This is a genomic window from Carbonicoccus niuqiaonis (assembly GCF_050157065.1).
GTDB lineage: Bacteria > Actinomycetota > Actinomycetes > Propionibacteriales > Propionibacteriaceae > Avipropionibacterium.
In genome coordinates, this window is the sequence record NZ_CP189573.1 from 1,980,006 (window position 1) to 2,005,265 (window position 25,260).

Sequence of the window (25,260 nt, forward strand, 5' to 3'; positions counted from 1 at the left end):
AACGGATAGGGTGCCGTGGTGACTTCCTTGGAACTGCTCCCCGCCGTCGACGTGGTCGACGGCCAGGCGGTCCAGCTCGTCCAGGGCGTGGCCGGCACCGAGAAGCGGTTCGGCGATCCCGCCGCGGCCGCCCGGCGCTGGATCGACCAGGGGGCCCGGTGGCTCCACCTGGTCGACCTCGACGCCGCCTTCGGGCGGGGTAGCAACGCCGACGTGCTGGGCCGACTGATCGACGAGGTCGAGGTCGACGTCGAACTGTCCGGAGGCATCCGCGACGACGCGAGCCTGGAGCGGGCACTCGGCACCGGCTGCCGACGGGTGGTGATCGGCACCGCCGCGATGGAACAGCCCGAGTGGGTGGAGCGGATCATCGCCGAGCACGGCGACCGGATCGCGATCGGCCTCGACGTGAAGGGCGACAAGCTCGCCGCCCGCGGCTGGACCCGTGAAGGTGGGGACCTGATGGAGACCCTGCAACGACTCGACGCGGCCGGCTGCGCCCGCTTCGTCGTCACCGACGTCACCTCCGACGGCATGTTGTCCGGCCCGAACCTGGAGTTGCTGGGCCGCGTCTGCGCACACACCGACGCCCCGGTCGTCGCCTCCGGTGGCGTCTCGTCGCTGCGCGACATCGAGATGCTGACCGGGCTGGTCCCGATCGGCGTCGAGGGCGCCATCATCGGCACCGCGCTGTACGTGGGCAACGTCGAGCTGCCCCAGGCGCTCGCGGTGGCGGCGGGCCGACCGTGACCCAGTCGTCCACCATTGCCCCCGCCCTCACCTTCGGGGCCGGGCGGGTCACCACCACCGGCCCCGGGCTGGACGGCCGGCTGGCCGACCTGCTCGCCGACAAGATGATCGTGATGACCGGGGTGACCGGCTTCATCGGCGAGCAGCTGTTGTGGAAGATCCTCACCGAGTTGCCGACCACCACCGCCGGGGTGATCGTCCGCCGCAAGGGCTCGGCCGACGCCCGGTCCCGGGTGCTCAGCCTGCTGAAGAAGAAGATCTTCACCGAGCTGGTCGCCGCGGCCGGCTCCACCGAAGCCCTGCTGGAGCAGCGGATCGTGGTGATCGAGGGCGACCTGCCCAACGTCCCCGAGCTGCCCGACGAGCTCGACGTGGTCGTCCACTGTGCCGGCGACGTGTCGTTCGACCCGCCGATCGACCAGGCGTTCACCACGAACGTGGTCGGCACCGAGCGGCTGATGGAGCAGATGCTGGCCGCCGGCAAGCGGTCCGGCAAGACCCCGCACTACGTCCACATCTCCACCGCCTACACCGCCGGCCGCCGCCGCGGCGCCATCCCCGAGGCGGCGCACGTCCACGACATCGACCACCGCGCCGAGACCGAACAGGGCCTGGGCCTGCGTGCCCTCGTCGAGGCCGAGTCGCGTACCTCCGAGCGGCTCACCCAACTGCGGACCGAGGCCGAACTCGAGCATCGGCAGGCCGGCTACCTGACCACCGCCGCCGACACCGAACGGCGCCGCAAGGCGTGGGTCGAGGCCGAACTGGTCACCGCCGGCACCGAACGGGCCCGCTCCCTGGGCTGGACCGACGTCTACACCTTCACCAAGGCGCTGGGGGAGCGGGTGGTGGCCGAGGTCGGTGCCGACATCCCGGTGTCGGTGGTCCGCCCTGCGATCGTCGAGTCGTCGTGGAAGCACCCGTACCCCGGGTGGATCGAAGGCTTCAAGATGGCCGAGCCGCTGATCCTGGCGTACGGCCGCGGTGACCTGCCCGAGTTCCCCGCCTCACCGGACTCGGTGGTCGACATCGTGCCGTGCGACCACGTCGTGAACGCGATCCTGGCGGTGTGCGCGACGAACCCCGAGCCCGGCCGGCCGGAGTTCTACCACGTGTCGTCCGGCGCACGGAACCCGCTGACCTTCTCCGACCTGTACCGCCACGTCCGCAACTACTTCCTCGCCCACCCGTTCGTCGGCGGGGACCGCGGTGTCGCCTCGCTGCCGGTGTGGAAGTTCCCCGGTGCCGCGTCGGTGGAGCGATTCCTGTCCACCTCGGAGCGATCCCACAAGATCGGTGAAGCGGTGCTGCGCCGGGTGCCGCGGTCCAAGCCGGCCCGAGCGCTGGCGAAGAACCTCGACCGGACCAAGCGACGGCTCGACTTCCTCGCCCGCTACCTGGGCCTGTACAACGAGTACGCCCAGTCCGAGCTCCACTTCGTCGACGACAACACGCTGCGGCTGCACCACTGCCTGCACCCCGACGACGTCGACAGCTTCGCCTTCGACACCGCCGACTACGACTGGACGACGTACCTGGAGGAGGTGCACTGTCCGTCGATCACCGAGCCGGTCCGGCGGATGGATGCACTGCGTCGCAAGCGGGGCAACCGGCCCACCACGATGAAGCCGCTCACGCCGCGTACCGACTCGGACCCGGACCGGTCGGAGGTGGTTGCGGTGTTCGACCTGGACGGCACGGTGATGCGCACCAACGTCGTCGAGCAGTACCTGTGGGCCCGGCTGCCCGAGCTCGGCGCGGCCGAGAAGGTGGCCGAGCTGGGGTCGTTGGTACGGGCGTTGCCCGGCTGGCTGCGCGCCGAGCGCAAGGACCGCGGCAGCTTCCTGCGCGCGATGTACCGGCGCTACGCCGGTGCAGACCTGGCCGCCCTGGAGACGTTCGTCGACGAGCACATGGCCGGCCACATCCTCGACCGGGTGTCGCCGGAGGCGATCCGCCGGATCCGGGAGCACCGCGCGGCCGGCCACACCACGATCCTGATCACCGGCGTGATCCGGCCGCTGACCCGGCCGCTGATGCCGCTGTTCGACACGATCGTGGCCGCCGACCTCGACACCGACGCGAGCGGTCGGTGCACCGGCTACCTGTCGACCCCGGCGCTGGTGGGGGAGTCCCGGGCCGCCTGGCTGCACCACTACGCCACCTTGCACGAGGTCGACCTGCAGCGGTCCTTCGCCTACGCCGACTCGCATTCGGACCTGCCGTGGCTGTCGGTGGTCGGCAACCCGGTCGCGGTCAGCCCCGACATCCCGTTGATGCGGGCCGCCGGCACCAACCAGTGGACCATCGTCGACTGGGCCAGCACACCACGAACACCGGTCTGGGTGATGCCGTCATGAACACCGGCGACACCACCGACTGCACCGAACTGACAGGAGACCGTTGATGGCACGCCCCGGATTCGTCCACGAGGTCAACGACCGGACCCCGGCGTTGGCCGTGCACAGCGGGACCGGCGTCCACCTGGAGCGGTTCCGTCACGGCACGAAGGTGTTGTACGGCCCGCAGCCGACCCTGCCCGGTGCCCCCGTCCGGACCAGCGTGGCCGACGCCCTGGCCGCACCGGTCGCCGGTGCTCCACTGGCCGACCGGCTCCGCCCCGGGATGCGACTCACCATCGCCTTCTCCGGTGCCGCGTCGACCGTCCCCGCGTTGCGGGAGCCCGACCCCCGCGGTATCGCCGTCGAGGAGGTGCTGACCCTGGCGGCCGCGGCCGGTGTCGACGACGTCGAACTGGTCTGCGCCCGCGGTCTGGGCCGTCGGTTCAGCGACACCGAACTGCAGCAGGTGCTGGGCCGCCGGGTCCACGAGTCGTTCGCACCCTCGGGCCGGATCAGCCAGCACGACGCCACCGACGGCGCGCAATTGACCGAGGTCGGCGAGGCCGACGGACGGCCGGTCGCGGTGAACGGCCGGGTCGCCGGGTCCGACCTGGTGATCATGGTCACCGTCACCGACTCCGCGGCGCTCGCCGGGCCGGCGGGGCTGGCCACCGGGCTCGGCTCGGAGGCCACGATCAGCGCGTTGCGGCAGCCGGGCGCCGACGCGGCTGCCGCCGATCGGGTCGGCCGGGTGATCGCCGAGTCGGTCGACGTGTTCGCCGTCGAGGTCGCCGTCGAGGTTGACCCCTTCGGCTCCGACCTGTCCTTCCTCGCCAAGCGCGAATGGGAGTGGAACCTCAAGGAGCAGGCCGTGCTCGCCGGCACCCGTGGTGTGCAGCGGGTGCTGCCGTACCGGGCCCGCGGTCGGATGCTGCGGCAGGCCCGGTCCCGTGCCGGGGTGGTGTCGGCGGTCGCCGGACCTCCCGAGGCGACCGGAGCGGTCACCGTACGGCAGCTCACCGAGGGGCGCGCGGTCCCGCTCGCCGAGCAGGTCGACGTGCTGCTCACCGGCACCGGTCACGTCTCGCGCCACGGTGTCGGCGCCGAGCTGAATCCCTTGCTGGCAGCACATCTGGGCCTGCACACCGCGTACGGCAGCCACACCGGGACCCCGGTGGTCCGGGACGGTGGCGCCATGATCATCTTCGACGACGCCGAGCCGCGGTTCCACCGGCACCACGTCGCGACGGCCGACTTCTTCGCCGCCGTGCTGCCCGAAGGCAACGACCCGACCACCGTCGCCTCGCACGAGGACAGGTTCGCCGAGGACGACTGGTACCGACACCTGTACCGGACCTCGGAGGCCCACCACGCCCGGCAGCCGTTCCATCTCTGGTACGACCTCGAGCCGGCTCGGTCGGCGCTGACCGACGTGGTGTGGGTGGGCGGCAACCGCGAGGTGTGCCAGCTGATGGGCTTCCGGGCCGCCTCCACCCTCGGCGATGCCCTCGAGATGGTCGGCGCCGGGCAGGCGACCACACTGGCCTACCTGCACAACCCGCCGTACGCGGTGGCCGACGTGGCGGGTTCGAAGTGAGCTCTCGCATTCGGACCTCAGCCGAGGTGGTCGGCGCGGACGTGCTGTCCGAGGTCGATGACCCGTGCGTGTTCTGGGTCGTCGACGGCACCCCGGCCACGGTGCGGGCCGCACTGCCGGGCCGCCGGGTCCGTTTCGTGACCCCGACGGTGGGGGACCGGCTGCGCCGCCGCGGACCGTCGGTCGCGATCCTGGTCGACAGCGTCACCCTCGCCTCGGAGCAGTTGGCGCAACTGCTGCCGGTACGGGTGGTGCCGATGTGGGTCGGCGGTGCCTGGACCGGTGGGCCCGTACGGGTCAGGTTCGGTCGGCCGCTGGCGCCGGCCGAGGGTGAGGACGCCGCCACCTTCGGTGATCGGGTCGCCGACGCGGGCGAAGCGCTCGCGGCGGAGGAGCAGCACGGCTGGTGGCAGGTCGTCTCCGGTTCGGTCGACCTCCACGACGCGACGGTGCCGAGCCCACCGGCCGGCGGCTGGCGGCAGCACTGGTTGCGGACCGATCCGCACCACGGCGGCGACGCCGACCGACGCGCGATCTGGTCCTGACGCGGGCGTACTTCAGGAGGCGAGTGTCCTTCAGGAGGCGAGGGGGCGCAGCCGCTCGTGCCAGAGCCGTTCGGCCGCGGCGATGAGGTCGGCCTCGGTGCCCTCGTTGTCCAGCCACACGTCGGCCACCGCCCGCCGGGCCGCGTCGTCGGCCTGGGCGGCGATCCGCTCCCGGGCGGCGTCGGGGGCCATCCCGCGCAACTCCACCAGACGCCGCAGCCGGGTCTCGGCCGAGGCGCCCACGATCACCACCAGGTCGTAGTCGCCGGCGCGGTCGAGTTCGACCAGCAACGGGATGTCGTGCACCACCACCGCCCCGGGCGCTGCGGCCTCGCGCAGTTCATGGGTCCGGTCGACGACCCGCGGGTGGATGATCTGCTCAAGGTCGCGGCGAGCCGCTGCGTCACCGAACACGATCCGACCCAGCGCGGGCCGGTCGAGACTGCCGTCCGGGCCGATCACGTGCTCGCCGAACCGCTGCCGTACGGCGTCGAAGCCGGGGGTGCCCGGTGCCACCACCTCCCGGGCCAGCACGTCGGCGTCAATGATCACCGCGCCGAGCCCGGCCCACGTCCGGGCCACCGTCGACTTGCCGGACGCGATCCCGCCGGTCAACCCCACGAACACCATGAGCCCTCGCACACCATGACGCAGAGCCTAGCCGGGCCGCATGACTTCGCTCGGGGCCAAATGGCGACTATCATCACCGTTGCCCCCGGGCCCGCGTACGAGGCCCGACCGCTGAACTGGAGACTGACCGCGATGGACGACGTGGCGCACGTGGCCCATCGACTCGACCCGACGACCGGGCTCAGCTGGACGCCGTTGCAGGCGGCCGACCTCCCCGAGGTCAGCGGGCTCCTCACCGCGATCGAACACCTCGACGAGCCGGTCGAGCGGCACACCCTGGAGACCATCGAGGCCGCGTTCCACCAGGCCTACCGACCGCCCGCGGAGAACGCGTTGATCGGCCGCGATCCCGGTGGCCAGGCCGTCGCGTACGGCTGGAACTACCTCTCCCCGGGCGACGTCGACGTCCGTCGGGTCTACCTGACCGGCGGGGTCCACCCCGGTTGGCGTGGCCGCGGTGTCGGCCGCCAGTTGCTGGAGTGGCAGATGAGCCGGGCTCGCGCCCACCACCGGGAGACCTGGCAGCCCGGATTCGGCTCACTGCGGATGGTCTGCTTCGTCGACGACCACCTGGTCGACCGCCGCAACCTCTACCTCGCGAACGGGTTCACCCCGGTGCGCTGGTCGGTCGACATGTCGCAACAGTTCGCCGCAGACCTGCCCGAGGTCCAGTTGCCGCACGACCTCGAGATCGTTCGGTTCACCCCCGACATGGCCGAGGCCGTTCGCCAGTGCCACAACCGGTGCTTCGCCGAGCACGAAGGTGCCGCCGAGGTGGGCCCGGACGCCTGGCAGGAACGGCTCGGACGGGACACCTTCCACGCCGACTGGTCGTACGTGGCCCGGGTGGTCGCGACCGGCGAGATCGTCGGGTACGCCCTCAACTCCGGCTACGAGGAGGACTGGGAGGCCCAAGGGTTCACCGAGGGCTGGACCGACCACCTCGGCGTGCTGCCCGGCTGGCGTGGCCGCGGCCTGGCGACCGCCCTGCTCGCCACCTCGATGACCACCTTCCGCCGGCACGGTCTGGAGGGCGCCGGGCTCGGCGTCGACTTCTTCGACGAGACCCGCGGCCGGGGGTTGTACGAGAGCGTCGGCTACAAGGTCGCGCACACCTCGATCATGTACGCGCGCACCGAGGCCTGACCCGTCCGGTCGGCCGACGTGCCTGACCGCGTTAGGATCGACGGCATGTCTGGGCACTCGAAGTGGGCGACCACCAAGCACAAGAAGGCCGTGATCGACGCGCGCCGCGGCAAGCTGTTCGCGAAGTTGATCAAGAACGTGGAGGTGGCGGCCCGGCTGGGCGGCGGTGACCCCGCCGGCAACCCGACGCTGTACGACGCGATCCAGAAGGCCAAGAAGTCGTCGGTACCCAACGACAACATCGACCGCGCCGTCAAGCGCGGATCGGGGGCCGACGGCACCGGCGTCGACTACGAGACCGTGATGTACGAGGCGTACGGCCCGGCCGGGGTCGCGCTGCTGATCGAGTGCCTGACCGACAACCGCAACCGCTCCGCCACCGAGGTGCGGGTCGCCGTCACCCGCAACGGCGGCACCATGGCCGACGTGGGCTCCACCGCCCGGCTGTTCCAGCGCAAGGGCGTGGTGATCGTCGCCAAGGAGCAGGGCGAGACCACCGTCGACGAGGACGCCCTGCTCGAGGCCACCTTGGAGGCCGGCCCCGAGGACGTGAACGACCTCGGTGAGGTGTTCGAGGTGGTCAGCGAACCGAACGACACCGTCGACGTCCGCAAGGCGGTGCAGGCCGCCGGACTGGACTACGAGTCCGCCGAGGTCAGCTTCGTCCCCGACTTCACCCAACCACTGGACCCCGCCGACGCCGAGAAGCTGGAGAAGCTGGTCGACGCCCTCGACGACTGTGACGACGTGCAGAACGTGTTCACCAACGGCGACTTCCCCGACAGCGAGGACTGATCGACCACCGGCCGATCTGTCAGACCGGCTCCAGTGGGCGGTGGGGGCCGACGGGCGGTTCGACCCGGATCGGGTCGCCGGCCCGGACCTCGCCACCGACCTCGACCACGGCCATGATCCCGGCGCGGCGGACCACGGCGCCGTCCTCGGCCCGACCCAGCACCTGGCTGAGCAGGCCGGGGGAGAAGTCGTTGATCTGTTGGCACGGGTTGCGCAGCCCGGTCACCCGCACCACCGCGTCCGCGCCCAGCCGGAGCAAGGTGTCGGTGCCCAGGCCGAGCAGGTCCACCCCGGTCGTGGTGACGTTCTCGCCGAGGTCACCCGGACCCACCACGTACCCCTGCCCGGCCACCTCGTCGAACAGTTCGGTGTGCATCAGGTGCACCTGCCGCAGGTTGGGCACCGACGGGTCGCGCCGTACCCGCGACAGGTGCTGCACGGTCGCCCCCGAGTGCGAGTCACCGGCCACACCGACCCCGGGGACCAGGGTGATCACCTCGCGGGTCGGCTTGCTGAAGCGGTGGTCGTCGTCGGAGTTCACGGCAGCAACGGTCATGACAGCAGTCTGCCCCGCGCCGTCCGTCCGCGCATCGGCGTTTTGCCGCCACACCCGGCACGGCACTGGGTAGGCTGCCGAACGTCTGTTCGAACCGCCTGCTGGGAGGGTCATGCGTGTCCTCGGGATTGATCCCGGTCTCACCCGCTGCGGTCTCGGCGTCGTCGACCAGGATCGGGGACGCTCCCCGCACCTGGTCGAGGTCGATGTCGTACGGACCCCGGCCGACCTGGACACCGCCAAGCGGCTGGTCCGGATCGAGGCGGCGGTCGTCGACTGGGTCGACCGGCACCGCCCCGACGTGGTGTGCGTGGAGCGGGTGTTCGCCCAGCACAACGTGCAGACCGTCGTCGGCACCGCCCAGGCGGCCGGCGTGGTGATGTTGGTGGGTGCCCGCGCGGGCATCCCGGTGGTGCTGCACACCCCGAGTGAGGTGAAGGCCGCGATCACCGGGTCGGGGCGCGCCGACAAGGCGCAGGTGGGCGCGATGGTGACCCGGATCCTCCGGCTCCCCGAACCACCCCGACCGGCCGACGCCGCCGACGCCCTCGCGCTGGCCGTGTGCCACCTGTGGCGTGGTGGCCCGGTCAACCGACTCGCCGAGCTGGCCGCCGACCGACCCGCCGCCGGCAACGGGTACGCCAGGGCCGTCGCGGCCGCAGCACGACGAGGAATGAGGCCATGATCGCCAGACTGACCGGCACCGTGCTCACGATCGGTGCCACCTCAGCCGTGATCGACCTGTCCGGGTTCGGGGTGCTGGTGCAGGTCACCCCCGGCACCGCCGGCGGGCTGCGGTTGGGCCAGCCGACGACCCTGTCGACCTCGCTGGTCGTCCGGGAGGACTCACTGACGCTGTACGGCTTCGCCGACGACTCCGGGCGTGACCTGTTCGAGCTGCTGATCACCGCCAACGGCGTCGGCCCCAAACTGGCCCAGGCCGCGTTGGCGGTGCACGAGCCGGACCAGCTCCGCGCCGCGATCGCCGGCGGCGACCTGGCCGCGCTGACCCGGGTCCCGGGCATCGGCAAGCGGGGTGCGGAGAAGATCGTCGTCGAGCTCCGCGACAAGGTGAACGCGCTCGGACCGGTCGGCGACCTGCCCGCCGCGAGCGGCGGGGGAGCCGAGCCGGAGGAGGCGTGGCGCAGCCAGGTCAGCTCCGGCCTGCAGGGCCTGGGCTGGTCGGCCAAGGACGCCGCCGCCGCCTGTGAGCGGATCGAGCCGGTGGTCGCCGCCGAGCCCGACACCCCGATCGCGGTGCTGATGCGGGCGGCACTGCAGAGCTTGGCGCGACAGTGAGCCGCGAGGTCGACCCGGCGGTCGAACCGGACGAGATCGCGGCCGAGACCGCACTGCGGCCGAAGACGTTGGCCGAGTTCGGCGGGCAGCCCCGCGTCCGCGACCAGCTCGACCTGGTGCTGACCGCGGCCCGGGGCCGCAACGCGGTCGCCGACCACGTGCTGTTGTCCGGGCCGCCCGGGCTCGGCAAGACCACCCTGGCGATGATCATCGCCGGCGAGATGTCGGCACCGGTCCGGGTGTCGAGCGGGCCCGCGATCCAGCACGCCGGCGACCTGGCCGCCATCCTGTCCGGGTTGGTGGAGGGTGAGGTGTTCTTCCTCGACGAGATCCACCGGATGTCCCGGCCGGCCGAGGAGATGTTGTACCTGGCGATGGAGGACTTCCGGGTGGACGTGGTGGTGGGCAAGGGGCCGGGCGCCACCGCGATCCCGCTGGAGATCCCGCCGTTCACCCTGGTCGGGGCGACCACCCGGGCCGGCCTGCTGCCGAGCCCACTGCGTGACCGGTTCGGCTTCACCGCCCAACTCGACTTCTACGACGCCGCCGACCTGGAGCGCATCGTGACCCGGTCCGCCGGCCTGCTCGGGGGCCGGCTGGAGCCCGGTGCGGCCGCCGAGATCGCAGGCCGGTCCCGGGGCACCCCACGGATCGCGAACCGGCTGTTGCGCCGGGTCCGCGACTACGCCGAGGTCCGCGGCGACGGACGGCTCTCGGTGACCGCCGCCCGGGAGGCGCTGGCCCTGTACGAGGTGGACGAGATCGGCCTGGACCGGCTCGACCGGGCGGTGCTGGACGCCATGTGCACCCGCTTCGCCGGGGGACCGGTGGGGCTGGGCACACTCGCGATGTCGGTCGGTGAGGAGGCCGAGACCGTCGAGGAGGTCGCCGAGCCGTTCCTGGTCCGACAGGGCTTCGTGATGCGGACGCCACGCGGTCGGGTGGCCACCCGGCGGGCGTGGGAACACCTCGGCCTGCGACCGCCCGCGAGCCCCGACACCGAGCCGCTCGACCCGCAATCGGACCCCCTCTTCGACTGAGTCGTGGAAATGAGGGTCAGCTTGGGTAGACTCCGCCGGTCAGCACTCAAGCCGTCTCAGGATCAACGGAGCCATGGACCAGAACCTCTTGACCTCGATCGTGATGATCGGATTGATGATCGTCGCGTTCTACCTGTTGATCCTGCGCCCGCAGCGCAAGCGTCAGGCCGAGCAGCGGGCCACCCTGGAGAACCTGCAGCCGGGCACCCGGGTGCTCACCAGCACCGGCGTGTACGGCAACCTGGTCCGGCTCGGCGAGCGGCAGGCCGTGATCGAACTGTCGCCCGGGCACGAGATGACGGTGGTCAAGCACGCCATCGTCCGGGTGGTGCAGCCCGGTGACGAGGACCTGGAGATGACCTCGGCCCGCCCGGGCGACGAGGTCCCCGAACCGCTCGGCCCGCTGGACGAGCCGGTCGACGAGCCGGAGTACACCGACTCCGAGGTGCAGAACTCGCAGTGGCGCTCGTACGCCGACGAGGCCGATGACGACCAGGCCGACTCCGAGGCAGCTGACGACCAGGTCGACGCAGGCGTCGACGGGGACGAGGGTGGGTCCGTGTCCGACGACACCGACGACACCACGGACACCAACCGCAAGGCCTGAGCCGTGGCGCCCACCCCCAAGTCGCGCCCGGGAGTCGTGATCATCGTTTTCCTGCTGGTGACGGTCGGACTGTACGCGGTCATGGCCGGCACGCAGAGCTGGCTGCCGAAGCTCGGTCTCGACCTGCGCGGCGGAACGACGATCACCCTGACCGCGAAGAACGTCGACCCGGCGACCGGGAACGCCGTCGACCAGAACAGCCTCGAGCAGGCGCGTCTGGTGATCCAGAACCGGGTCGACTCGCTCGGCGTCGGTGAGTCCGAGGTGACGGTCTCGGGTGACAACCAGATCGTGGTGTCGGTCCCGAACATGCAGGAGCAGGAGCTGATCGACCTGGTCGGCCAGACCGCCATCCTGAACTTCCGCCTCGTCTACCTGGCCCAGCCGGTGGCGCCGATGATCCCGTCCCCGTCGGGCAGTCCCTCGGGCACCCCGTCGGGTGAGGGATCGGCCCAGCCGTCCGGGGAGCCCACCGGCAGTGCCGTCCCGTCCGGTGAGCCCAGTGGCAGCGCCACGACCGAGGGCAACGGACGGCCAGCACCGAACCTGCCGACGGTGCCACCGCCCAGCCCGGGCTCCGAGGGTGCCGACATCCCCGAGGCGGAGTCGATGGGTTGGCAGCCGACCGAGGCCGAGTACCAGCAGTTCATGGCCTACACCTGTGATCAGCCGCCGGTCGACAATCCGCGACAGCCGCTGATCACCTGCAGCGAGGACGGGACCGAGAAGCTGTTGTTGGGTCCGTCGATCATCGAGGGCCAGGACCTCACCGACGCCAACGCCGGCATCCCCCAGGGGGAGCTGCAGTGGGTGGTCAACCTGTCGTTCAACAACGAGGCGGCGCAGACCTTCGCCGAGGCGACCACCATGCTGTCGCAGAAGCAGGAGCCGCAGAACCGGTTCGCGATCGTGCTGGACGGCACGTCCATCTCGGCACCGACGGTCGACAAGCCGATCCCCGGCGGCCAGGCGATGATCCAGGGCAACTTCAACCAGCAGTCGGCCCAACAGCTGGCGAACGTGTTGAAGTACGGTGCGCTGCCGCTGGCGTTCGACATCTCCTCGGTCGACACGGTCTCGGCCACCCTCGGCGGTGAGCAGCTGGAGGCGGGCATGATCGCCGGTGCGATCGGTCTGGCCCTGGTGCTGCTCTACGCCATCGCGTACTACCGCGGCCTGTTCGTGGTGATCATCTCCTCACTCGCCATCGCTGCCGCGATGACGTACGCGTGCATGGTGCTGTTGGGCGAGAGCATGGGCTTCGCACTCAACCTGCCCGGCATCGCCGGCGCCATCGTGGCGATCGGTGTGACCGCGGACTCGTTCATCATCTACTTCGAACGAATACGGGACGAGGTACGTGAGGGGCGCACCCTGCGGACCGCGGTCGAGACCGGGTGGCAGCGCGCCCGGAGCACGATCATCATCTCCGACGCGGTGTCGATGCTGAGCGCGATCATCCTGTTCATCCTGGCGATCGGCTCGGTCAAGGGCTTCGCGTTCACCCTCGGGCTGACCACGATCATCGACCTCGCCGTCGTGCTGTTCTTCACCAAGCCGCTGGTGGTGTTGCTGGCCAGGACCAAGTTCTTCGGTGGCGGCCACAAGTTGTCCGGACTCGACGCCCGCCATCTGGGCGTGAAGTCGCTGCCCGGTCGGCGTCGCGCCGTTGCCGGAGGGAGGGCCTGATGGCACGCGGAGACCGTCGCCGGGGTCGCGACGAAGAGGAAGTGGACACCGACGTCACCGAGGTGGACGAGGACCTCGAGGACGACGAGGACCTTGAGGATGACGACGAGGACCTCGAGGATGACGACGAGGATCTTGACGACGACGAGGATCTTGACGACGACGAGCCCGCGGCCCCCGTCAAGGCTGAGCCCCGACGGAACTTCGCGGAGCGGCTGTACAGCGGTGACCTGTCGTTCAACTTCATCAGTCTGCAGAAGTGGTTCTTCCTCTTCTCGGCGCTGCTGATCGTCGCGTCGGTCGCGATCGTCGGCATCCGGGGCTTCAACCTCGGCATCGAGTTCCGTGGTGGAGCCGACTTCCAGGTGCACGCCACCGTGACCGACGAGACCGTCGGCGACTTCACCGACGCGGTGGTCGCCACCGGACTGCCCGAGATGCGTGAGGTGACGGTCCGGACCATCGGCACCGACCGGGTCCGGATCCAGACCAGGACCCTCGACTCGCAGACCGAGGTGCCGGTCGTCCAGGCCGCCATCGCCGAACAGGCGGGCGTCCCGGTCGAGGAGGTCGCGTACAGCCTGATCGGTGCCTCATGGGGTCAACAGATCACCCAGCAGGCGCTGATCGCGTTGGGGGTCTTCCTGGGCCTGGTCTCCCTGGTCATCGCCATCTACTTCCGCAACTGGAAGATGTCGGTGGCCGCGATGGTCGCCTTGCTGCACGACCTCGTCGTCACGGTCGGGGTGTACGCGGCCGTCGGCTTCGTGGTCACCCCGGCGACCGTGATCGGTGTGCTGACCATCCTCGGGTACTCGCTGTACGACACCGTGGTGGTCTTCGACAAGGTCCGCGAGAACACCAAGAACCTGATGGGACAGACCACCCACACGTACGCCCGGGCGGCCAACCTGGCCGTCAACCAGGTGCTGGTGCGGTCGATCAACACCACCGTCATCGGTGTGCTGCCGGTCGCGGCACTGTTGTTCGCCGGTACCGTCATCCTCGGTGAGGGGCCGCTGAAGGACCTGTCGCTGGCGCTGTTCACCGGCATGATCGCCGGCGCGTACTCGTCGCTGGTGATCGCGACACCGTTGCTGGTGGTGATGAAGAACCGCGAACCGGGCATCAAGAAGCACAACCAACGGGTGGCCCGCCGCCGCAAGGCATCCGCCGGCACGGGCTCGGTCGCGGTGAAGCAGACCGAGCCGCAGCTGGTGACCGCCGGTGCCACGGCCGGCACTGACTCCGCGGGCCCGCACGGCACCAGTGCGGCGAAGGATCGGGAGCTGCGGTCCGGTGGCGCAAAACGACCACAACCGGTGCGGAAGACACGCAGCAGGCGACGATGACGGGCGGGGTGAAGGAGACGGGCGGGGTGAAGGTGACGTCACACGCTCGGGTCGTCGCGGACCTGGTCCGGACCGTGCCCGACTTCCCGTCCCCGGGTGTGCTGTTCTCCGACATCGCCCCGGTGCTGGCCGACCCCGCCGGGCTCGCCGCCGCGGTGCACGCGATGGCCGAGGCGGTTCCCGGTCCGATCGACGCGGTGGTGGGGGTCGAGGCCCGCGGCTTCATCCTGGGGGCACCGGTCGCACTGGCCCTGGGCTGCGGCTTCGTGCCGGTCCGCAAGCCCGGCAAGCTGCCCGGCGCGTTGGTGAGCCACAGCTACGCCCTCGAGTACGGCGAGTCCAGTCTCACCATGCAGGTGGACGCACTGCCGCCCGGGGCCCGGGTGTGGATCGTCGACGACGTCCTCGCCACCGGCGGCACGGTGGTCGCCACCGCTGACCTCGTACGGCAGGTCGGGGGAGTCACGGTCGGCGTCGGCGTGCTGCTCGAACTGCCCGACCTGGGTGGCCGGGACCGGATCGTCGGAGCCGGTCTGGGACCTGTCTGCAGTGTGGTGACGTCGTGAGCGCACGGGACGTCCGGACTGGTCGCGAATACGTCTCCGACGCCCTGATCCGGCTCCCGTTCCGGCGATCGACCCCACTGGTGCAGCTCGGCCAGCGGGCGGCACTGGCCGGTGTTCTGCTGGTCCTGATCGTGGCCATGGTGTGGCTGGACCGGGACGGCTACACCGACAACAGTGACGGTACGGTCAACCTGGTCGATGCCCTCTACTACTCGACGGTCACGATCACCACCACCGGGTACGGCGACATCACCCCGGTCGCCCTGCACTCCCGGCTGATCAACGCGTTCATCGTCACGCCGATGCGGATCACGTTCCTGGTGCTGTTGGTCGGGACCACCCTGGAGGTCCTGGCGAACCAGGGCCGCCGCATCTACATCGACGCCCGTTGGAGGAAGAGGATGCGCAACCACGTCGTCGTCATCGGCTACGGCACCAAGGGCCGGGCCGCGGTCCAGACCATGATCCGCAACGAGGTCGACCTGACCAAGGTCGTCGTGATCGACGGCCAACAACGTGCCCTCGACGACGCGAGCCGTGACGGCGTCGCGGCCCTGCAAGGTGATGCGACCCGCCGCGAGCTGCTGCAACGCGCCGAGATCAGCAAGGCCCGCGAGATCATCATCACCCTCGACCGGGACGACTCGGCGATCCTGACCACGTTGACCGTCCGGCGGCTCAATCCCAGTGCCCACGTGGTGGTGGCCTGCCGGGAGCACGACAACGCCTCGCTGCTGCGACAGTCGGGTGCCGACGCGGTCGTCACCTCCTCCGACGCTGTCGGCCGACTGCTCGGGCTGTCGGCGGTGAGTCCCAACCTCGGTACCGTGATCGAGGACATCCTGAGCTCCGGCGAGGGGTTGGAGGTGTTCGAGCGGCTGGCCGCCCCGGACGAAGTCGGTCGCCACCCCTCCGAGATCGAGGGCGAGCAGGTGGTCGCGGTGGTCCGGAACAAGACATTGCGGCGGTTCTACGACCCGGCGGTCGCCGAGTTGCAGACCGGTGACCACGTGATCGTGGTCCGGCAGGCACCCGAGGACCAGTAGCGCTGGTCCCACGCGCCCCGCACGGCCCCGGCGTGTCGGGAACGTAGACTTGCCGACGGGGTGAGCAGTCACCCGTGCAGCCGACGAGGGGAGGGAGCCGCCATGGCAGAACCTGTCCCGGCCCGGACCGAACCGGAGAGCCGGGAGGAGTCGGCACGGCACGGCGCCTCCCAGGCGGGCCTGCCGGTCCGCCTCACCACCGGTCCCGAAGCGCCCCGGGTCCGGATGCGGCACCGCCTCGCCCGCTTCGGTGCCGGCACGAAGCAGACCACGGCCGAACTGGAACCGCTGTTCTCCACCGTCCGGGCCAACCACCCCAAGGCCGACCTCGCGCTGATCGAGCGCGCCTACCGGACGGCCGAGAAGTGGCACACCGGTCAACTCCGCAAGAGCGGCGACGCCTACATCACCCACCCACTCGCCGTGGCGACCATCCTGGCCGGTCTCGGCATGACCGAGACCACGTTGTGCGCCGCGCTGCTGCACGACACGGTCGAGGACACCGACTACGCGCTCGACGACCTGCGCGCCGACTTCGGGGACGAGGTCGCGCTGCTGGTCGACGGCGTCACCAAGCTCGACAAGGTGAAGTACGGCGAGTCGGCCAAGGCCGAGACGCTGCGCAAGATGATCGTGGCGATGGCCCGTGACATCCGCGTCCTGGTGATCAAGCTGGCCGACCGGCTGCACAACATGCGGACGCTCTACCACCTGCGGCCCGACAAGCAGGCCCGGATCGCCAACGAGACCCTCGAGATCTTCGCCCCGCTGGCCCACCGGCTCGGCATGAACACGATCAAGTGGGAGCTCGAGGACCTCGCCTTCGCAACCCTGCAGCCCAAGATCTACAACGAGATCGTCCACCTCGTCGCCGAACGGGCCCCGTCACGCGAAGGGATGCTCGCCGAGGTCCTCGAGGTCGTCCGCGCCGACCTCAAGGAGGCCAAGATCAAGGCCACCGTGTCCGGTCGGCCGAAGCACTACTACTCGATCTACCAGAAGATGGTGGTCCGCGGTCGGGAGTTCTCCGACATCTACGACCTGATCGGGCTGCGCGTGCTGGTCGACTCCCCGCGCGACTGCTACGCCGCGCTCGGCGTGATGCACGTCCGGTGGCGCCCGCTGCCGGGGCGGTTCAAGGACTACATCGCGATGCCGAAGTTCAACATGTACCAGTCGCTCCACACCACCGTGCTGGGGCCCGGCGGGCGACCGGTCGAACTCCAGATCCGCACCGCCGACATGCACCAGCGGGCCGAGTACGGTGTCGCCGCCCACTGGAAGTACAAGGAGTCCAAGTCGCACGCCGGCACCGGCGGCGACGACCTGTCGTGGCTGCAGCAGATCCAGGAGTGGCAGCGCGAGACCGACGACCCCGGTGAGTTCCTCGACTCCCTGAGGTTCGAGATCAGCTCCAGCGAGGTGTACGTGTTCACCCCGAAGGGTGACGTGATGGCGTTGCCGTACGGCTCGACGCCGGTCGACTTCGCCTACGCCATCCACACCGAGGTCGGCGACCGGACCATCGGTGCCCGGGTGAACGGCCGGCTGGTCGCTCTGGAGTCGATCCTGGTGAACGGCGACTCGGTCGAGGTCCTCACCTCGAAGGCACCCGACGCGGGGCCGAGCAAGGACTGGCTGAACTTCGTCAAGAGCCCGCGGGCCCGCAACAAGATCCGTCACCACTTCACCCGGTCCCGCCGCGACGAGGCGATCGAGACCGGCAAGGACGAGCTGGCCAAGTCGATCCGCCGGACCGGGGTCCCGATGCAGCGGTTGCTGACGATGGAGCACCTGACAGCGGTCGCGACGTACTTCCGGGCGCCCGACGTCACCGGGCTGTTCGCCGCGATCGGTGAGAAGCACGTCAGCCCGCAGGCCGTGGTCGCCCGGTTGCTGCAGTTGGAGGGCGGCGAGGACGCCGTCACCGAGGAGGCGACCGAGGACGAGCGACCGACCCGTCCCAGGCCGACCCACGACGACGCGGGCGTCGAGGTGGTCGGCGCCACCGACCTGTGGGTCAAGCTCGCCAAGTGCTGTACGCCGGTGCCCGGTGACGAGATCATCGGCTTCGTCACCCGATCAGCAGGCGTGTCGGTGCACCGCCGTGACTGTACGAACGCCCAGGACCTCACCCGGTCCCCGGAGCGGATCGTGCCGGTGCAGTGGGCGCCGAACGCGCAGAGTTCCTTCCTGGTGGCGGTCCAGGTCGAGGCGCTGGACCGGAACCGGCTGCTGTCCGACATCACCCGTGTGCTGTCGGACCAGCACGTCAACATCCTGTCGGCCAGCCTGGCGACCAGCAAGGACCAGGTGTGCAAGGCGCGGTTCACCTTCGAGACCGGTGACCCGGCGCACCTCGACCACGTGCTGCGAGCCGTCCGGCAGGTGCCGTCGGTCTTCGACGTCTACCGGCTCAGCCAATGAGGCGGCTCGCCTTCAGCTGACGTCGGTCACCCACTGAAGTCGTTCACCGCGGCTTCGGCCTGTTCCAGCCACGTCCGGTACGTCTCGGCCGCCTTGTGTGCCTGCTCGGCGGCCCGGTTGTCGCCCCGCGCCTCCGCCTTCTCCGCCTTGGTCTCCTGCTCGGCGATCTGCGACCGCAGCTTGTCGGCGGTGTCCTCCGCCCGGGCGCGTGCCTCGGGGTTGGTGCGCTTCCAGCGGTCGTCCTCGACCTTCTTGATGGCGTTCTCCAGCGCCTTCATCCGTTGGTCGAGGGGTCGGATCGCATCGCGTGGCACCTTGCCGATCTCGGACCACTTGTCGAGCAGTTCGCGGTACGCGGTCTTCGCCCGGTCGAGGTCGTCGGTCGGCCTGATCTGCGGCTCGTACTCGGCCAGCAACGCCTCCTTGGCGTCCTGGTTGCCCTTGTACTCCTTGTCCTGCTCGGCGTTCGCGGCGGTCCGGGCCTCGAAGAACTTGTCCTGCAGGCCACGGAAGGTGGCCCACAGCTTGTCGTCCACCTCCCGTGGGGCGGGCCCGGCAGCCTTCCAGCGCGTCATCAGGTCGCGGAAGGCACCGGAGGTGGGACCCCAGTCGGTCGAGTCGGCCAACGCCTCGGCCTCGGTGATGATCCTGCGCTTCTCGTCGGCGGCCGCGTCACGCTTGTGGGCCTGCTCGGCGAACTGGGCCTTGCGGCGGCGGGTGTAGGTGGTGCGCGCCGACGAGAACCGGTGCCACAGCTCGTCGTCGGTGGCCTTGTCGATGCGGGGGAGCGCCTTCCACTTCTCCAGCAGGTCGCGGAACTTGTTCACCCCGCCCCGCCAGTCGTTGCCGGCGGCCAGCCGTTCGGCCTCGGCGACGTACCCCTCCTTGGTGGTGCGGGTCGCCGCCTGGTGCTCGGCCTTCTCGGCACGCCGCACCTCCCGCTGCTCGGCGAGCTTCGGGGCGAGCGCGTCCAACCGGGCCCACAAGGCATCCAGGTCGCCGACCGCGCTCGCCTCGGCGATCGCCTGCCGTTCCTTCTTGATCAGGTGGGCGGCCTCGTCCGGGCTCACCGAGCCGGCGTCGATCCGCTTCTCCAGCAGTTCCACCGTGACCGCCAGCGCCTCGTACCGTTTGGTGTAGAACGCCATCGCCTCGTCGAGCGGGGTGTCGGGCATCTGCCCGACCACCCGCTCCCCGGCGGCGGTGCGGACGTGGACCGTACCGTCGGGATCGACGCGACCGAAGTCGGCGGGGTTCTGCGGATGTGCGGCGGCGGACTCCTGCTTGCCGGAGGCAGCGGGGTCGCGCGGGGTGGGGGCGGCCTGCTCAGTCATGGTCTCCATCTTGCCCGATAGGGTGGCTCGGGTGTTCCTCGCATCCTTCCCGTCGGGCGCCTTCGACGCGAACTGTTATCTGGTGGCGGCCGAGGGTACGACCGAATGTGTCGTGATCGACGCCGGACAGGACGCGTTCGACACGATCGTCGAGCTGTGCCGGGAACACGGCCTGACGCCGGCTGCGGTGGTGGCGACCCACGGCCACCTGGACCATGTCGCCGATGCCGCCGCGGTGGGCGAGCACTGGCAGGTCCCGTGCTGGATCCACCCCGGTGACCGCGGCCTGCTCGCCGACCCGCTCAGCGGGCTCGGGCCCCAGCTGGCACCGATGGTCGCGCCGTTCCTGGCCGCCCACGGTGACGTCCTGCCGACCACGGTGGCCGAGCTCACCGCCGGTGAACGGGTGGCGGTTGCCGGGGTGGGGCTGACCGTGGTGGAGGCGCCGGGTCACACGCCGGGATCGGTGGTGCTCACCCTGGACGTGCCGACCGAGCCGAACACCCCACCGGTGGCGTTCACCGGTGACGTCGTGTTCGCCGGATCGGTCGGTCGGACCGACCTGCCCGGTGGCGACCCGGCCACGATGGCGGCCACGCTGGCCCGGCTGGTCGCCGAACTCGACCCGGCGACCGTGCTGCTGCCCGGGCACGGCCCTCGGACGACCCTGGCCGACGAAATCCGACGGAACCCACACCTGCCGTCGGCCTAGGATGTCGGGGCACGCTCGACCCACCACCCCGTCTGGTCCAACCACGAGAGAAGGAGCCGGCTGCATGGCCCGCACCACCCCGATGTCCGGCTTTCCCGAGTTCCTGCCGGCCGACCGCATCATCGAACAGCGGGTGCTCGACGCGCTGACGACGGTGTTCGAGCTGCACGGCTTCGGTTCGGTCGAGACCCGGGCGATCGAGCCGCTCGAGGTGTTGGCCGGCAAGGGTGAGGTCGACAAGGAGGTGTACGCTGTCCGTCGGCTGCACGCCGACACCGACGGTGACGACGCGCCGGTCTGGGGTCTGCACTACGACCTGACCGTGCCGTTCGCCCGCTACGTGCTGGAGCACGCCGGCAAGCTGCAGTTCCCGTTCCGGCGCTACCAGGTGCAGAAGGTGTGGCGCGGTGAACGACCGCAGGAGGGCCGCTACCGCGAGTTCACCCAGGCCGACGTCGACATCGTCGGGGCTGACGTGTTGGCCGACCACCACGACGTCGAGATCGTCGCGGTCGCCGCGGACGGGTTCGCCCGGCTGCGCCGCGACCTCGGGTTCCCGGCGGCGGTGCTGCGGGTCAACAACCGCAAGCTCGCCGAGGGCTTCTACACCGGGTTGGGGATCGACGACCCGGCGGCCGTGCTGCAGCGGATCGACAAGCTCGACAAGATCGGCCCGGACCGGGTCGCGGCGAGCCTGGTCGCCGACTGCGGGGTCACCGAGGCGGTCGCCCGCAGTTGTCTGGCGTTGGCCGAGATCGCCACCACCGACGAGTCGTTCGTCGACCGGGTCCGCGCGCTCGGGGTCGACCACCCGCTGCTCGACGAAGGGCTCGAGCTGCTGGCCGCCGTGGTGCGCGGTGCCGGCCGGGTCGCTCCCGGGCTGGTCCGCGCCGACCTCAGCATCGCCCGCGGCCTCGACTACTACACCGGTACCGTGTTGGAGACCCAGCTCGCCGGGTACGAGTCGCTGGGGTCGGTCGCCTCGGGTGGCCGGTACGACCGGCTCGCCTCCGACGGCCGCCGTACCTACCCCGGAGTCGGGTTCTCGTTCGGCGTCTCGCGGATGTTGGTGCCACTGCTGGGCCAAGGTGTGCTCACCACCGATCGGTCGGTGCCCACCTGTGTGCTGGTCGCGGTGGACGCCGACGAGTCGCGCGACGCCGCCTTCGCCACCGCGACCACCCTGCGCGGCCGGGGGATCCCGGCCGAGGTCGCCCCGAAGGCGGACAGGTTCGGCAAGCAGATCCGCTACGCCGACCGGCGCGGCATCCCCTACGTCTGGTTCGCCCGGCCGGACGGGGACGAGGTCAAGGACATCCGGTCCGGCGACCAGGTGGCCGCCGACGCCGACAGCTGGCAGCCGCCGGCCGATGACGTACGCCCCCGGGTACGACCCGCCGGGGAGTGAGCCTCACTCGCCCAGCACACCCGCGCTGTGCCGCAGGGCCTTGCGCTGGAACCGGAAACGGCCGTCCCGGCCGCGGGTCGCGAACCGGCCCAGCCAGGTGCCCAGGGTGACTCCCATCGCGATGCCGATGCCGACGGTGACCGCACCGATCAACTCCAAGGTGGCGGGGCCGAACTCGATCAACGAGTGGGACTGCGACAGGCCGTACAGGCCCCGGTAGACCATGCCACCGGGCAACAGCGCGATCACGCCGGCGGTGATCAGACCGACCGGCGCCATCCTCGCCGGACGGGACACCAGATGCGCCACGATCGCGGCCACGGTGGCGCCGACGCCCACCGAGGTGCCGTGGCCCAGTCCGACGGCCTGCCCGGCCAGGAAACCGAGCCAGCCGAGCACGCCGAGGCCGCAACACCACCACAGCGCCTTGATCCGGGTCTGGGACATCACCGCGAAACCGAGTGCGGTGAACAGTGCGCCGAGCGTCGTCGGCAGCGGGTTGAGCGAGGTGGTCACCTGCGAGTTCAGGTAACTCGGCAGGCCGAACAGGTTGGCCGCCCACAGCACGCCGAGGATGCCGAGCACCATGCCGAGGGTGAGCAGGCCCACCTGGAAGCTCCGGGCCACCGCGGTCAGCAGGAAGCCGTCGATGGCGTCCTGGGCGCCGCTCACCACCGAGAGCCCGGACAGCAACATCACCACGCCGGCGGCGACCACCATCGACGGTGAGATGCCGGCGAAACCCGGCACCTCGAGCGTTCCCAAGCCGGTGACCACCAGTGCCAGCGACGTCGGGACGGCGGCCCCCGCGATCTGGGCGAAGAACTCCGGCGCCCCGCGCCGTGACAGCCCACTGTGCACCAGGTCGACGCCGGCGGCGGCCAGCCCGGCGAGCAGCGCCTCCCGCCAGCCGCCACCGAGCAGCAGGGCCACCCCGACACCGAGCACGGCGGCGGCCACGGTCAGCACCCAGGGACGGTAGCGCCGCGGCTTCTCCACGATCTGGTCGAACCGCTTGCGGGCCCGGATCACGTCGAGCTTCGGCAGGTCCTCCAACATCGCCTGCAGTTCGGACAGCCGGGCGTAGTCGGGGGCCCGGTGGGGGACGGTGCGCAGCAGGGTGAGGGCGTCGCGGTCCGCGCCGCGGTGCAGGCTGACGATCACCGAGCTGAAGCTGACCTCGACATGCACCGAGGTGAGGCCGTACGAGTGCGTCACCTGGAGGGCGGCTGCGGTCGCCTCCGCACTGGATCCGCCGGTGGTGAGGGTGAGGGCGGCCACCCGGGTGGCCAGGTCCACCACCGCACGCGCATGACGGTCGTCGGCCACCGTCTCGATCTCGCGGAGCCGGAGCGTGGCGGTCGGCGGATCGTTGGCCGAGATCGCGCTGGCCGCCCGCTGGCTGAGGCGGCGCCAGCGTTGCCCGGATGCGTAGAGCCGGGGGCGACGTTGCGAGGTCACCCAGTCGGGTAGCGCCTCGTGGTCCTCCGGGCGCAGCCGGTCGGTGGGGAAGGTCTGCTCGTCAGGCACAACTACCAGTGTGACGGCACCGGTCGGGAAAGCCCGACTCGGTCCGGTGTGTCCCTCCCCACCGCCGGCCGGCGGTCAGCCCTGCTGCTGCTTGGCCTCGGCGTACTCGGCCTTGATGTCGGCACCGACGCCCTTCTGCCATTCGGCGATCAGGTCCTCGAAGGCCTTCATGTCGCCACGGCCCTGCACGAAGTTGCCCGTGACGTCGGTGAGCTCGCGGCCGAACGAGCTCCCGTCGGACATGTTCGTCGCGGAGTACAGCCCGGTGGTCGCGTTCGCCTTCGAGTCCGGCATGATCTCGTGCAGGTACTCGCTCTGGGCGTCGACCAGCCACTTCGGGCCGGTCAGGTCGGCCAGCACCTGGGAGCCGAAGTAGGTCAGGATGCGCGGGTCGTCGACGATCCGGTCGGTGGCGACGGGCACCCCCTCCTCCATGTTGTAGTGCTCACCGGGCACCCCGTAGTTGGCCCGCAGGTACTCCTCGGTGCCGTACGGCGCGGCGAGGTAGTTCAGCACGTTGAGGATCTCGTGCACCCGCTCCTCGGAGTCCTGTTGCGGGATGGCGATGTAGGCGCCGTAGCCCGGCACCGACTGGTGCTTGCTGGCCAGGCCGCCGCCGTCCCACTTCGGGATGTCGATCCGGCCCATGTTGAACTCCGGGCGACGCTGGGTGAAGTACAGCCAGTTCGTGAAGCCCTGGATGTAGACCTGGGTCAGGCCACCCTGCCACCACGTGGAGCTGCTGCCCGAATCGGAGAACGAGTTGGGGTGCAGCACCTCGGCGTCCCAGAACTCCTTGACGTGGACCAGCGCCTCCTTGTACTCCTCGGTCTCCCACTCGGCGGTGAACTCGCCGCCCTCCTCGGCCCAGCCGTTGGGGGCGTCCATCATCTCGAGGATGATGTTCATCAACCACGACGTCGGCAGCGCACCCATCGCGAACTGCGGCGCCGACGGGTCGTTCATCTCCTTCATCAGGGCCAGCATCTCCGCGCCGTCGGCCGGTGACTGGTTGGGGTCGATGCCCTTCGGCTCCAGCAGGTCACCGCGGGTCGACATGATGATGCCGGCCGGCGGACGCGCCTGCGGGATGCCCCACAGCTTGCCGTTCAGCGTCGACACCGACCAGGCGGTGGTCGGGATCGAGGCCAGACCGGGGTACTGGCTGACCTTGTCGCCACCGATGAACTGGCCCAGGTCGGTGAACGTGGACTCCAGCAGTCGCGGCATCTCGGGCACGGTGGACAGCATCAGCATGTCCGGGAGCTGGCCGCCGGCGATCAGCGTCTGCAACTTCTCGGTGTACTGGGAGCTGGCGGTGATGGTGGTCGGCAGCTCGTTGCCGAGGTCGGTCTGCAGCATCTTGAACCAGGTGCTCTGGTCCATCGGGACGTTGCCGACGATGCCCTGGGTGAGCACGGAGATCGGATCGGTCTGCGGCAGCGGGAACTCGGTGATCTTCGGCGGGCTGTCCGGGAACCGGTAGTAGCCGTTCGGGATCCCCAGCTCGGCGTCACCCTCCAGATCGGGGGTGACCCCTTCGAAGGCGGTGTAGGTGGGGGTCGAGTCCCCGCCGGCGCCGCCCTCGGCGCCACCGGTTCCGGACCCGCCCTCGCTCGAGCCACCCGAGCCGGGTGAGCAAGCGGCGAGTCCGGCGGCGACACCGAGTGCGGCGGTGGACCCGAGTAGTGTGCGGCGATTGAGCACGATTCTCCTGTCAGGGTAGGGATCTGTGAGACACCCGACCTCCTGCAGGAGCAGTCGACGGACGCCCGTATCCGGCTGTGGCGAGGCCCACGAACTTGGTGGGCGACGGCACTAACCTCAATTAGTACAGGGCCGTATCCACTCTGTCCACCGTCTGCCGTGTCGGTTTGATAACGGTTGCA

Annotated in this window: 22 protein-coding genes; 17 read left to right on the forward strand and 5 right to left on the reverse strand. The window is 70.3% G+C overall.

Annotated features, from left to right (window positions below):
• Positions 1–18 precede the first annotated feature (18 nt).
• The 4 genes from priA to ACQBAU_RS09030 are packed head-to-tail and all read left to right on the forward strand — an operon-like array spanning position 19 to position 5,234.
• On the forward strand, positions 19–750 hold the full coding sequence (gene priA / locus ACQBAU_RS09015) for a bifunctional 1-(5-phosphoribosyl)-5-((5-phosphoribosylamino)methylideneamino)imidazole-4-carboxamide isomerase/phosphoribosylanthranilate isomerase PriA (protein WP_434550570.1): 732 nt from the start codon (positions 19–21) through the stop codon (positions 748–750).
• Positions 747–3,110 carry an HAD-IB family phosphatase gene (locus ACQBAU_RS09020; protein WP_465256598.1) on the forward strand — a complete coding sequence of 788 codons (2,364 nt, stop codon included), beginning with the start codon at positions 747–749 and terminating at the stop codon, positions 3,108–3,110. Before priA ends, ACQBAU_RS09020 begins: the two co-directional genes overlap by 4 nt.
• 46 nt (positions 3,111–3,156) lie before the next feature.
• Positions 3,157–4,689, forward strand: a complete 1,533-nt coding sequence (locus ACQBAU_RS09025) for a lactate racemase domain-containing protein (protein ID WP_465256599.1) — start codon at positions 3,157–3,159, stop codon at positions 4,687–4,689.
• The gene (locus ACQBAU_RS09030; RefSeq protein ID WP_434550567.1) at positions 4,686–5,234 is read left to right on the forward strand and encodes a lysophospholipid acyltransferase family protein; all 549 of its coding nucleotides are present in this window, start codon (positions 4,686–4,688) and stop codon (positions 5,232–5,234) included. Before ACQBAU_RS09025 ends, ACQBAU_RS09030 begins: the two co-directional genes overlap by 4 nt.
• Positions 5,235–5,264: 30 nt before the next feature.
• On the opposite strand, the gene coaE is transcribed toward ACQBAU_RS09030, so the two are convergent.
• Positions 5,265–5,864 carry a dephospho-CoA kinase gene (gene coaE, locus ACQBAU_RS09035; RefSeq protein ID WP_465256600.1) on the reverse strand — a complete coding sequence of 200 codons (600 nt, stop codon included), beginning with the start codon at positions 5,862–5,864 and terminating at the stop codon, positions 5,265–5,267.
• 132 nt (positions 5,865–5,996) lie between these two features.
• On the opposite strand from coaE, the gene ACQBAU_RS09040 reads away from it, so the two are divergent.
• Entirely contained in the window at positions 5,997–7,010 is a 1,014-nt protein-coding gene (locus ACQBAU_RS09040) for a GNAT family N-acetyltransferase (protein ID WP_434550565.1), read from the forward strand.
• 45 nt (positions 7,011–7,055) lie between these two features.
• Complete coding sequence (locus ACQBAU_RS09045) at positions 7,056–7,805, forward strand: YebC/PmpR family DNA-binding transcriptional regulator (RefSeq protein WP_434550564.1); 750 nt, start codon at positions 7,056–7,058, stop codon at positions 7,803–7,805.
• A gap of 19 nt (positions 7,806–7,824) precedes the next feature.
• Here ACQBAU_RS09045 and ACQBAU_RS09050 read toward each other — a convergent pair whose 3' ends face one another.
• A complete protein-coding gene (locus ACQBAU_RS09050; protein ID WP_465256601.1) occupies positions 7,825–8,361 on the reverse strand; it encodes an MOSC domain-containing protein in 537 nt (178 codons plus the stop codon).
• A 112-nt stretch (positions 8,362–8,473) separates the two neighbouring features.
• Here ACQBAU_RS09050 and ruvC point away from each other — a divergent pair, with 112 nt between their 5' ends.
• The 9 genes from ruvC (at position 8,474) to ACQBAU_RS09095 (ending at position 18,387) form a co-directional block, all read left to right on the forward strand.
• The gene (gene ruvC / locus ACQBAU_RS09055) at positions 8,474–9,046 is read left to right on the forward strand and encodes a crossover junction endodeoxyribonuclease RuvC (RefSeq protein ID WP_434550562.1); all 573 of its coding nucleotides are present in this window, start codon (positions 8,474–8,476) and stop codon (positions 9,044–9,046) included.
• The gene (gene ruvA, locus ACQBAU_RS09060; protein ID WP_434550561.1) at positions 9,043–9,660 is read left to right on the forward strand and encodes a Holliday junction branch migration protein RuvA; all 618 of its coding nucleotides are present in this window, start codon (positions 9,043–9,045) and stop codon (positions 9,658–9,660) included. Before ruvC ends, ruvA begins: the two co-directional genes overlap by 4 nt.
• Positions 9,657–10,700, forward strand: a complete 1,044-nt coding sequence (gene ruvB, locus ACQBAU_RS09065) for a Holliday junction branch migration DNA helicase RuvB (protein ID WP_434550560.1) — start codon at positions 9,657–9,659, stop codon at positions 10,698–10,700. Before ruvA ends, ruvB begins: the two co-directional genes overlap by 4 nt.
• Positions 10,701–10,773: 73 nt before the next feature.
• Entirely contained in the window at positions 10,774–11,307 is a 534-nt protein-coding gene (gene yajC, locus ACQBAU_RS09070; RefSeq protein WP_465256602.1) for a preprotein translocase subunit YajC, read from the forward strand.
• A gap of 81 nt (positions 11,308–11,388) precedes the next feature.
• A complete protein-coding gene (secD, locus tag ACQBAU_RS09075; RefSeq protein WP_465256651.1) occupies positions 11,389–12,996 on the forward strand; it encodes a protein translocase subunit SecD in 1,608 nt (535 codons plus the stop codon).
• Positions 12,996–14,348, forward strand: coding sequence for a protein translocase subunit SecF (secF, locus tag ACQBAU_RS09080; protein ID WP_465256603.1), 1,353 nt, complete (start codon positions 12,996–12,998; stop codon positions 14,346–14,348). Before secD ends, secF begins: the two co-directional genes overlap by 1 nt.
• Before the next feature lie 32 nt (positions 14,349–14,380).
• Positions 14,381–14,914 (forward strand): adenine phosphoribosyltransferase, encoded by a 534-nt coding sequence (locus tag ACQBAU_RS09085; protein ID WP_465256652.1) that lies wholly within the window; start codon positions 14,381–14,383, stop codon positions 14,912–14,914.
• Positions 14,911–15,960 carry a potassium channel family protein gene (locus ACQBAU_RS09090; protein ID WP_434550557.1) on the forward strand — a complete coding sequence of 350 codons (1,050 nt, stop codon included), beginning with the start codon at positions 14,911–14,913 and terminating at the stop codon, positions 15,958–15,960. The genes ACQBAU_RS09085 and ACQBAU_RS09090 overlap by 4 nt, the downstream gene beginning before the upstream one ends.
• A gap of 225 nt (positions 15,961–16,185) precedes the next feature.
• The gene (locus tag ACQBAU_RS09095) at positions 16,186–18,387 is read left to right on the forward strand and encodes a RelA/SpoT family protein (protein ID WP_434550619.1); all 2,202 of its coding nucleotides are present in this window, start codon (positions 16,186–16,188) and stop codon (positions 18,385–18,387) included.
• Between the two features lie 26 nt (positions 18,388–18,413).
• Here the strand turns inward: ACQBAU_RS09095 and ACQBAU_RS09100 are convergent, their stop codons facing one another.
• On the reverse strand, positions 18,414–19,721 hold the full coding sequence (locus ACQBAU_RS09100) for a DUF349 domain-containing protein (protein WP_465256604.1): 1,308 nt from the start codon (positions 19,719–19,721) through the stop codon (positions 18,414–18,416).
• Positions 19,722–19,752: 31 nt separating this feature from the next.
• Between ACQBAU_RS09100 and ACQBAU_RS09105 the strand changes: the two genes are divergently transcribed.
• Both ACQBAU_RS09105 and hisS read left to right on the forward strand, forming a co-directional pair.
• A complete protein-coding gene (locus ACQBAU_RS09105; RefSeq protein WP_434550555.1) occupies positions 19,753–20,433 on the forward strand; it encodes an MBL fold metallo-hydrolase in 681 nt (226 codons plus the stop codon).
• A gap of 64 nt (positions 20,434–20,497) precedes the next feature.
• Positions 20,498–21,841, forward strand: a complete 1,344-nt coding sequence (gene hisS, locus ACQBAU_RS09110) for a histidine--tRNA ligase (RefSeq protein ID WP_465256605.1) — start codon at positions 20,498–20,500, stop codon at positions 21,839–21,841.
• Between the two features lie 3 nt (positions 21,842–21,844).
• Here hisS and ACQBAU_RS09115 read toward each other — a convergent pair whose 3' ends face one another.
• The gene (locus ACQBAU_RS09115; RefSeq protein ID WP_434550553.1) at positions 21,845–23,371 is read right to left on the reverse strand and encodes a threonine/serine exporter family protein; all 1,527 of its coding nucleotides are present in this window, start codon (positions 23,369–23,371) and stop codon (positions 21,845–21,847) included.
• A gap of 75 nt (positions 23,372–23,446) precedes the next feature.
• Complete coding sequence (locus tag ACQBAU_RS09120; RefSeq protein ID WP_465256606.1) at positions 23,447–25,078, reverse strand: extracellular solute-binding protein; 1,632 nt, start codon at positions 25,076–25,078, stop codon at positions 23,447–23,449.
• Positions 25,079–25,260: the final 182 nt, after the last annotated feature.

Excerpts from the sequence above, each read along its gene's own strand:
- yajC (WP_465256602.1), top strand. The coding sequence starts at position 10,774 with ATGGACCAGAACCTCTTGACCTCGATCGTGATGATCGGATTGATGATC.
- secF (WP_465256603.1), top strand. The coding sequence starts at position 12,996 with ATGGCACGCGGAGACCGTCGCCGGGGTCGCGACGAAGAGGAAGTGGAC.
- ACQBAU_RS09045 (WP_434550564.1), top strand. The coding sequence starts at position 7,056 with ATGTCTGGGCACTCGAAGTGGGCGACCACCAAGCACAAGAAGGCCGTG.
- hisS (WP_465256605.1), top strand. The coding sequence starts at position 20,498 with ATGGCCCGCACCACCCCGATGTCCGGCTTTCCCGAGTTCCTGCCGGCC.
- ACQBAU_RS09095 (WP_434550619.1), top strand. The coding sequence starts at position 16,186 with ATGCGGCACCGCCTCGCCCGCTTCGGTGCCGGCACGAAGCAGACCACG.
- ruvA (WP_434550561.1), top strand. The coding sequence starts at position 9,043 with ATGATCGCCAGACTGACCGGCACCGTGCTCACGATCGGTGCCACCTCA.
- ACQBAU_RS09050 (WP_465256601.1), bottom strand. The coding sequence starts at position 8,361 with ATGACCGTTGCTGCCGTGAACTCCGACGACGACCACCGCTTCAGCAAG.
- ACQBAU_RS09100 (WP_465256604.1), bottom strand. The coding sequence starts at position 19,721 with ATGACTGAGCAGGCCGCCCCCACCCCGCGCGACCCCGCTGCCTCCGGC.
- secD (WP_465256651.1), top strand. The coding sequence starts at position 11,389 with ATGGCCGGCACGCAGAGCTGGCTGCCGAAGCTCGGTCTCGACCTGCGC.
- ruvC (WP_434550562.1), top strand. The coding sequence starts at position 8,474 with ATGCGTGTCCTCGGGATTGATCCCGGTCTCACCCGCTGCGGTCTCGGC.
- coaE (WP_465256600.1), bottom strand. The coding sequence starts at position 5,864 with ATGGTGTTCGTGGGGTTGACCGGCGGGATCGCGTCCGGCAAGTCGACG.
- ACQBAU_RS09040 (WP_434550565.1), top strand. The coding sequence starts at position 5,997 with ATGGACGACGTGGCGCACGTGGCCCATCGACTCGACCCGACGACCGGG.
- ACQBAU_RS09025 (WP_465256599.1), top strand. The coding sequence starts at position 3,157 with ATGGCACGCCCCGGATTCGTCCACGAGGTCAACGACCGGACCCCGGCG.